Consider the following 9317-nt stretch of genomic DNA (forward strand, 5'->3'; position numbering starts at 1 on the left):
TATCTAGAAATATCTTGAGACGTCCAAGTATTTTCTTTATTACTGGACTCTTATTAGAGAGTAAAACTAAGCCTGAGATAGGGCTTAAATATTAATATACGAGGGGGATTATATGATGAATCTAGGAAAAATAAAAAGAAATACTTTGGTGGAGATTGGATAGGGATTATTGAAAAATTAAATACAAATTATTTTACTGAACTAGGTGTGACGTCATTATGGATATCTCAACCGGTAGAAAATATCTTTACTCCAATAAATGATTTGGTAGGAAGTACTTCATATCATGGCTATTGGGCTCGTGATTTTAAAAGAACAAATCCTTTTTTTGGGACATTTGGAGATTTTCAAACCTTAATAACAACCGCCCATGCAAAAGATATAAAAATCATTATGGATTTTGCACCTAATCACACTTCGCCTGCATTACATGATGATGCGACCTATGCTGAAAATGGTAGATTATATGATAATGGATTGTTACTTGGTGGATACGATAATGATTACAATCATTATTTTCATCATAATGGTGGGACGGATTTTGAAGAATATGAAGACGGAGTTTATCGTAATTTATTTGATCTTGCAGATCTAAATCACCAAAATATAGCTATTGATTTGTATTTTAAAGAAGCTATTAAACTATGGCTAGACCAAGGGATAGATGGTATACGAGTTGACGCAGTAAAACACATGTCATATGGCTGGCAAAAAAGTTGGCTAAATTCAATCTATAATTATAGACCAGTATTTATTTTTGGTGAATGGTATATCAATCCGAATGAGTATGACCATAGAAATGTTCATTTTGCAAATAATAGTGGTATGAGTTTATTAGACTTTAGTTTTGCTCATAAAGTACGAGAAGTTTTTCGAGATGGAATGGATTCCATGCATGGGTTACACAAAATGATTGAAGAAACATATCAAATTTATAATGATGTAAATAATCTTGTTACTTTTATTGATAATCATGATATGGACCGTTTTCACATTAATGGACAAAGTAAACGTAGAATAGAACAATCATTAGTATTCTTGTTAACTTCAAGGGGAATACCTTCTGTATACTATGGTACAGAGCAATATATGGTTGGAAGTGGAGATCCGAACAATCGTGGTCAAATGGAATCTTTTGATGTGGATACAGATAACTTTAAGATAATACAATCTTTATCTTCCCTTCGTAGTTTAAATTATGCACTTCCATATGGAAATACCAAAGAAAGATATATAACTGATGATATTTATGTATATGAAAGGTACTTTGGAAGTGATGTGGTATTAATAGCGTTGAATCGAAATTTAACAGAAGGATATAAAATAAAAGATGTTAAAACAATTCTTCCTTCTAGAAAGTATAAGGACATATTAGATGGTCTTTTAGATGGTGAAGCAATTAGAGTTGAAAATAATAATATAGATTCATTATGGCTTGGACCTGGGTCAGTACATGTTTGGCACCATAAAGGAGTAAATAGTATACCTTTAATAGGAACTGTGGGACATAAAATGACAACCGTTGGTCAAATAATTTGTATTGAAGGATGTGGCTTTACTTCTAAAAAAGGATCAGTATTATTTGAAGAAAAAGAGGCGGAAGTTGTTTCGTGGTCACATACTAGTATAAAAGTAAAAGTTCCAGCAGTGAACGATGGTAAATATGAAATTACTGTTGTAACAGATACAGGAACTAGGAGTAATATCTATAAACATGTAGAGGTCTTCAATACAAAGCAAGTTTGTATTCGATTTGTTATTGAAAATGGATATGAAATACCAGAGAGTGAAGTTTTTATAATGGGGAACACATATTCATTAGGAAATATGAATCCTTGCAAGGCAGTAGGGCCATTTTTTAATCAAATAATGTATCAATTTCCTACGGGTTATTTTGATATAAGTGTTCCGGCTGATACCTTGCTTGAATTTAAATTTATTAGAAAGATCAATAACACACTATTGATTGAAGGCGGAGAGAATCATAAGTATCGGACCCCGAGTTTTGGAACTGGAGAAGTAGTTGTAAAGTGGCAAACTGCAGAAAAAACTATCTTGGTGGAGTCTTAACTATATGGGGCTACTTTTTTACAATTGTAATTAAAATCGGGGGATTTCATTCTGGTAGCTAAAACAAAAGCTTATACTGAAAAATTCTCTTAAAAGTTAATAAAGGGTACGATTTTAAAGAAAAAACTAGAAAAGAACTGTATTAATGAAAGTGAAAAATAGAAAATTGGAGGTTACTATGGAACGAGCTTCTAAAGTGATTACGATTGAAAATTTTCATTCTGAAATACTTGAGAATAGTAGGAAACTATTTATATATTTACCACCTGGTTATGAAAGCAATTCGTACCAAAAGTATCCTGTATTATATATGCATGCTGGGCAGCGCTTGTTTGAACCAGTAGTAAAAAATGATGAATCATGGAATGTCCACAAAACGACTGATACGCTAATTTATGAAGGTAAAATTCAAGAGATAATAATAGTAGGTATAGCACATAAAAGAATCATAGAAAATAATGAGTTTTGTCATTTCATTTCACCAGATAAAAATATAGAGTGCTCAGGTTTATTATATGAAAAATTTATAATCAATGAGGTGAAACCTTACATTGATGAAAATTTTAGAACATTGACTAATGCTGAAAATACAGCTCTAATAGGGTCATCAGCAGGTGGTTTATCAACTTATAATATTGGTTTCCGCAATCCTGAAGTGTTTGGGAAAATTGGGATGTTATCTCCATTCTTTGTGAAAGTTGAAGATGATCATTCGGAATTAAAATTATATGAAATGTATGAAGGAAAAAAAGACTTGAAAATATGGATGGATATAGGTAGTGCGGAAGGTTTTTTCTTGGTAAAACATGTGAGAGATATTGCAGAAACTTTATTGGAAAATGGTTACAAATATAGAGATGATTTAATTTTTTATCAGGATCCAAATGGTGCACATTTTGAGAAAGACTGGGGAGAACGTATGCATCTACCATTAATATATTTCTTTGGAGATGTTGGCAATATAGTTAATGTTACATTAGATGGTCGAGATGTAGTTGGATTAACTGGAATGAAAGTGAAAATTAATCCAATTGTTACGTACGATAGTGGTTTTGAAATGAGTGTTTTAGATGGTGTATTTTTAGTTGATAACCCAGACGTGCTAGAGGTTTTAGGGGATGGAACAATTATACCCAAGAAAATAGGAGAAGCCGAAGTTACCTTTGTGACACAAGGTGTAAAAGGAATACCTAAAAAATATAAGGTAATAGAAACATTATCAGAATTTGTAGATGTTTCTGTAACAGTCGAAGTACCTGAAAATACACCAGTTGGTGAACGAATTTATATGAGTGTAGGCATGATACTAGATAGAATAGAAAAAAATCGTTTTGCAGGGAATTTTAAAGTGCCAAGGGACCTTGCATGCAGGTTTAAGTTTTCAAGAGGCTTTAGGCTCTTTGAAGTGGATAAATTAGGACAACCTATTCCAAATAGAAAATTTAAAGCTACTAAGGACTTACAGTTGAATTATACTGTTGAGAACTGGATAGGGCTGTAAAAAAATAAATATGGGGTGAGTGCTGTAGTGAAAATGAAAGAATTAATTCCAACTTTCGATGTCCCTTATTATTATTCATGCTATATACCAATTCTTCACGATAAATTAAAGAGTATGGGTAGCATTAGTTACATGAGTTTAATAGCGAATGAAGAGTTATATAGTATACCAGCATATCGTATGGATACTATCACATCAGTACCTTCTGTAGCAAGATATACACAGTTGTTAGAATATAATCAAACATTTCGTATGGAGAAACATGTATATTCTAATTTCGAAAAGGGGCTTCAATATATAAAAGAATGTTTGAATCGTCAAGAAGTATTTATTGCCTTAGGAAGCACCTTTTTTCTACCATATAGTAATGATTATTTGAACCCCAAATTTATAAAAAGTCATATAGATGTCCATACGGATAAATATGTTACAGACCATTACCTCGCAATTAACAAACTTACAGAAGATAGAGTATTTGTTCAAGATCCAGTTCCTAATAAATTTATGGGTGAGATATCAATGGAGGAGTTCCATTCTTTTTGGAAAGGAGGAAAAGCTATACCTGAATTGGCTCAAGCAAAAGGTATAGAAAGAATTTCATCTTACTCATCAATTGATGTGATTATACAGGAAAAAATAAGCATGGAAAATCTTAAAGATGTTTTTTTGAGAACACTAAAAAAAATATCCAGTGAGTATATTAGAGGTTTAATTATGCAAAAAAATAATAAGATATATTATTTTGGTAAGATTGCAGCCCTTGAACTTAAAGAAAATATAAATGAAGATTTTTATAAACAAAGAAATATGTTTCCTTTGTATTTGAAATGTTTATTTGATATGAGATGGAGTAGATATTTTTTATATGACTTACTTATAGACATGAACGAGTTATTTAAAGATAAATTTATTCATATTACTAGTGAGTTAATGGATATAAAACAATTATGGGAAAGACTATATAAGATTGCACATATTAAATTATTAAAAAAAGATAGTAACTTAAGTGATCTCGAATCTTTTAATTTGATAATGATGGATATTATTAATAGAGAGTGTGTCTTACATGAAAATATTTTATTTTTTCTGCAACATAATTATAGTCTTCAGTCTTAATAGGGAAAAGATAATTGAGAGAAGTAGAGTAAGGCTACTATGTATACTTACAAACTTTATCAGTAGAAGAATAAGTGTATTTAGTGTTCATGTTATATACTACTACAATTGCCGGAAGGAAATCTTCATAGTAAAAAGATGATTTATAAAAAGGAGTGTATTTACTTGGAAGATACAAATAAAGAAAAGGTTATTCAAATCGTATTGTGCTGTGTTGAAGAAGCGAATGAAAATCTTGAAAATAAAATTGATCTTGAAAAAGGCTTGAAAGCACATCTTTATGATTGGGAGGGGTATTTAGATTCGTTAGGGCTGGTATCTTTATTGGTAAGTATTGAACAAGGCTTAGAAGATGAATTGGGTTTATCAGTTGATTTGGTGAATTTAGATACAATGTCACAACATAATAGCCCATTTAAAACAATAGAAACATTAGTTGCGTATATTTTAGAATGCCAGGAACAATTAAAATCATTAACATAACAAAATATTAAAGGAGAAAATTTAAAAGGAGGTTAGGTATGCATATTGATTTTTTATTTGAAAGATTTGAAATGAATAAAGAATGCGAAGCTATAGTTTGGGAGGATAAAACTTACACATATGAGTGGTTTCTAAATCAAATAAAGATTTATACAAGGGAGTTAAATGAACATAGAAAGATGGATTATACAATAGTCTCTTTGGAAGCGGATTATTCTCCATACTCTATAGCAATGTTTTTAGCGCTTATTGAATTAGGATGTACTGTAGTACCGATATTAAATTCATTGGTTGACAGTAAGAAGAAAGAATATTATGAAATAGTTGAATTAGAAAATGTAATTAAAGTTGAAAGGGGAAGCTTTGAAATAATCAATATACAAAGGGATTACATTCAAAATGAATTATTATTACAACTGAAAAAGTTAAAACATCCAGGATTAGTATTGTTTTCATCTGGTACAACCGGAAGTAGTAAAGCAATTGTACATGATTTTACATTACTTCAAAAGAAGTACAGTGTCGCAAGGAGTGTAAAACGTGTTATACCATTTATGTTATTTGATCACATTGGAGGAGTTAATACTCTATTCCAAATTATTTCCAGCTCAGGGTGTTTGGTAATTATTGATGATCGTACCCCTAATCGAGTATGTAACATGATTGAGAAACATCAAGTACAAGCTTTACCCGCATCACCAACTTTTATAAATCTACTTATACTGAGTGAGGTTTATAAAAAGTATAATTTAAATAGTTTGCAGACCATTTCTTATGGATCAGAAGTTATGCCGGAGGCTACACTAAGTAAAATAAACGAAATATTCCCTCATGTTAAAATTACACAAATGTATGGGTTGTCAGAATATGGAGTTTTATATTCACAATCTAAATCGAATGATTCTTTGTGGATCAAACTAAGCGATAAGAATATTGAATCAAGAGTAGTGGATGGAATGTTGCAGATCAAATCAATGTCTACAATGATTGGTTATATTAATGCTCCAAGTCCATTTACTCAAGATGGCTGGCTTATGACAGGAGACATGGTGGAAGTAGATGGAGATTATATTAAAATTTTAGGAAGAAAATCAGAGATTATAAATATTGGCGGAGAAAAAGTATTTCCAGCTGAAGTTGAAAATGTAATACAGCTAATGGATGGAGTAGAGGAGGTTGCTGTTGTTGGTGAAAAAAATGCAATCACAGGGCAAATGGTTAAGGCTGTGGTTAAATTAAGTACAAATGAAAGTGTAAGTGAATTTAGAAAGCGATTAAGAGAGTTCTGTAAAGATAAACTACCATTATATAAGATTCCACAGAAAGTGGTATTAACAACTGAGAAAATGCATACAGAGCGTTTTAAAAAAGATAAGAAGGTATTTATGTAACCAAAAGTTGAAGTCCTTTTATACAATAATTTAAAAATAAATTATAAATCCCTTATATTTTGAAAAAACTTTTTCAAAATATAAGGGATTCTTTTTACTTTTTTCGGATCTAAATTGAGTAATTCATATAAATAAGCTTCTTCACAAAATAAAGATTTACGTGTTGAGGAGAAACTTTATGTTTATAGAGTTTGTTGTTGTTTATTATTACGATTCGATAGGAATTTATCTAATGAAATAGATTGGCTGTTATTTACTACAAAAAATAAAGAAACAGCCAATAACAATAAATCAAATTCATACCCTCCTATAAATCCTTGATCAAATTTCACAGTAATAATGGCTCCGGCTATAAGTAAAGAAAATAAGGTTGAAATAATTCGTGTACCAAGCCCCAGAATAACTAAAATTCCACCCCCTAGTTCAAGAATTGCTACTGGATATGCAAGCCAATCGAATATTCCTAGGCTGTTGAAGAAATTTTCTGTATTATGAATACCATCTTGGAATTTTATGAGTCCATGTGCAAAAAAAGTTAACCCTAATACTAATCTAATAATGAAAAAACTTAACTCATTTTTGTTTGACAATTGATTTTCCCCCATTCAATGATTTTGAATTACTGTTAGCCATAGATTTTTCCTTTTCCTTATTTTAATGATCTATATATGATATAGAATCAAAAAACAGTATATTTTTTTGCTTGCAACTTTACTACTTGATCACTTTTTGTTTATAGGAATAAGGTTCTATCCCTTTAATATTTATTTCAATATCCTGAATTGCTGTATTGTTAATAGATCCTTCAATTATTCCAAACGTTTTATTTAGGATGTGACCGGCGCTTTTAAACCCAATATAATGTCCACGAACCATACGTGGAAAACATGCACCAAACATGCCTTGTACTGTTATAATTGATTGGAAATGTAGAACCTCAGTAATTAATGTTCCTATCATTGCAATTTTCATTTTACTATTTGGAGGTACTTTAATAGAATGTTCAATTGAAGGAGAGGTATGAATTGATTTTGAATTACTTTCTCCTACAAAAGTTGAAATATTAAATTCATTACCCGATTGAAATTTACCTGCAATAATAAGATCTGATTTTAAAGTTAAACCTGTAATAGATTTCGAACTCCAAGATTGTATATTGACCCATTGTTCTTTTATTGTCACTACAATCTCTTTTTCTTCATTATTAGGATTATATACAAATTGTTCCTTTAGGGTTATTTCATTTATTGAAGGTTCTTCAAGATATCGAAATATAAAAGGGCCCAGCATTTTATAACAAGCATGACCATAACGTTCAGTAATAGCAGGCTTATTATGAATTGGAAACGTCTCATTATTTAATGCAATTTCGTCAGGAAGTATTCCATAAAGATCTTTAAACGCATCCATTATGGAGTCTGTAGTTGAATCTAATGAATCTAGATCTGAAAAAGATAATTTTTCTTGTATAATCATACTAATGCTCCTTACCTATTTGTGTATTTTATTTGTTTGATCGTGGTCAAAAGACAATTAAAATATGAAGAAGAGGTAAACTAATAGTTTGACAGATAGAATAATTAATAACTTTTGAGAATAAATTCCATTTTATGCTGTGGGATTCCTATCAATTAATACTCGTTAGAAATTTATAAAGATTTGATTGAATTTTAGGAAAATAGAGGTTGTTATTGAAAATCTAACTAAGGATAAAGTTATGGAACACATCAATAAACGGATTATTAAGGATAGGAAATAATGGGTAAATAGCAGAGAGATGAATATAAACGGAAGGAAATCTTGTGGCTCACAAAGAATTTAAGAGCTAGAGATATACATAACAGTACAGATAAGGTTGAAGAAATCTACAAAAGGCTTTATCAATTCTAGCTAAATGATAAAAGCCCTGCAGGGGATGCAGGGCAAGACTAAGGGTATTGAAGAATTGTCGATTCTAAAAGTAAAGGACTTCTTGGAATGTTTTAAGTTTAACACATAATATGTTAAAACGTTATATAAAGATGTTACAGAAATGTGAATATAAAAAAACTCTCATAAATATTATGAAAAAGTTGAGAATCTATAGAAGCTATAAGGGATTATATTTGCAATGGTGTCTTTATAGAGTTAATAGGACAGGCTTTTGTTTGTCTTAGTATTCGGGAATCTAGTAGAATTCCCGAATACTAAGACAGGTTCCTGGGTATTACGAAGCATGAAAGCATCAAAAAAGCCCGTACAGAAGCACAGGCCGGTTGATACACATATCGGTAACTAAATATTAACAGAAATAGTTAGTAAGTACTATTGAAAAAATAAAAAACTGCTTTCCTCCTAAGACGGTTTGAAGAAAACACATATAATAAAGCACTTATATTATACCAAATGTTTTCTCCTAATTAATATATAGTATATATTAATTATCCAGCAGAGGTGCTTTTTACTTCTTTTATAGAATTTACACATTAAACATATATGTATACGCATTGCATTGTTACTACACGCTCAGGAATAGTAATAAAAAGATGATACCAATAAAACTGTATAAAAACAAAAAGAATCCTAATAGGGGTAATTCTTTATGAAAGTTGAGCATGACAAACCTCCTTGGATATATAGAATATTTTAATATATTGTTGGTCTATTTGTAAATGTCAAGATAAACATGTACATTTTCGCTTGTTTAAGCATGTACAAAATCAATCATTTTCTTTGCTAAAATGATCTTTAATTCGATAGGATTGTCCTACAATACT

The 9317-nt window shown here is 30.4% G+C and carries 6 protein-coding genes and 1 pseudogene; 5 read left to right on the forward strand and 2 right to left on the reverse strand.

Features of this window, described 5'->3' with window-relative positions:
* Positions 1–93: 93 nt before the first annotated feature.
* The 5 genes and pseudogenes from MR168_RS33810 to MR168_RS30960 form a co-directional block, all read left to right on the forward strand.
* A pseudogene (locus tag MR168_RS33810) lies at positions 94–2070 on the forward strand (alpha-amylase family glycosyl hydrolase); the annotation flags it as partial.
* Positions 2071–2248: 178 nt separating this feature from the next.
* Entirely contained in the window at positions 2249–3571 is a 1323-nt protein-coding gene (locus MR168_RS30945) for an alpha/beta hydrolase (protein WP_086411935.1), read from the forward strand.
* Between the two features lie 27 nt (positions 3572–3598).
* Positions 3599–4687: a cysteine peptidase family C39 domain-containing protein gene (locus tag MR168_RS30950; RefSeq protein ID WP_086411934.1), complete on the forward strand. Its 1089-nt coding sequence runs from the start codon at positions 3599–3601 to the stop codon at positions 4685–4687.
* Between the two features lie 165 nt (positions 4688–4852).
* Positions 4853–5170: an acyl carrier protein gene (locus MR168_RS30955; RefSeq protein WP_086411933.1), complete on the forward strand. Its 318-nt coding sequence runs from the start codon at positions 4853–4855 to the stop codon at positions 5168–5170.
* Between the two features lie 38 nt (positions 5171–5208).
* Entirely contained in the window at positions 5209–6561 is a 1353-nt protein-coding gene (locus MR168_RS30960; RefSeq protein WP_086411932.1) for an ANL family adenylate-forming protein, read from the forward strand.
* A 182-nt stretch (positions 6562–6743) separates the two neighbouring features.
* Here MR168_RS30960 and MR168_RS30965 read toward each other — a convergent pair whose 3' ends face one another.
* Positions 6744–7151, reverse strand: coding sequence for a DoxX family protein (locus MR168_RS30965; protein WP_174402584.1), 408 nt, complete (start codon positions 7149–7151; stop codon positions 6744–6746).
* Between the two features lie 124 nt (positions 7152–7275).
* On the reverse strand, positions 7276–8037 hold the full coding sequence (locus MR168_RS30970; RefSeq protein WP_086411930.1) for a hydralysin-2: 762 nt from the start codon (positions 8035–8037) through the stop codon (positions 7276–7278).
* Positions 8038–9317 lie beyond the last annotated feature (1280 nt).

It is taken from the genome of Bacillus cereus group sp. BfR-BA-01356 (genome assembly GCF_022663635.1).
In the GTDB taxonomy this organism is placed as follows: Bacteria; Bacillota; Bacilli; order Bacillales; family Bacillaceae_G; genus Bacillus_A; species Bacillus_A cereus.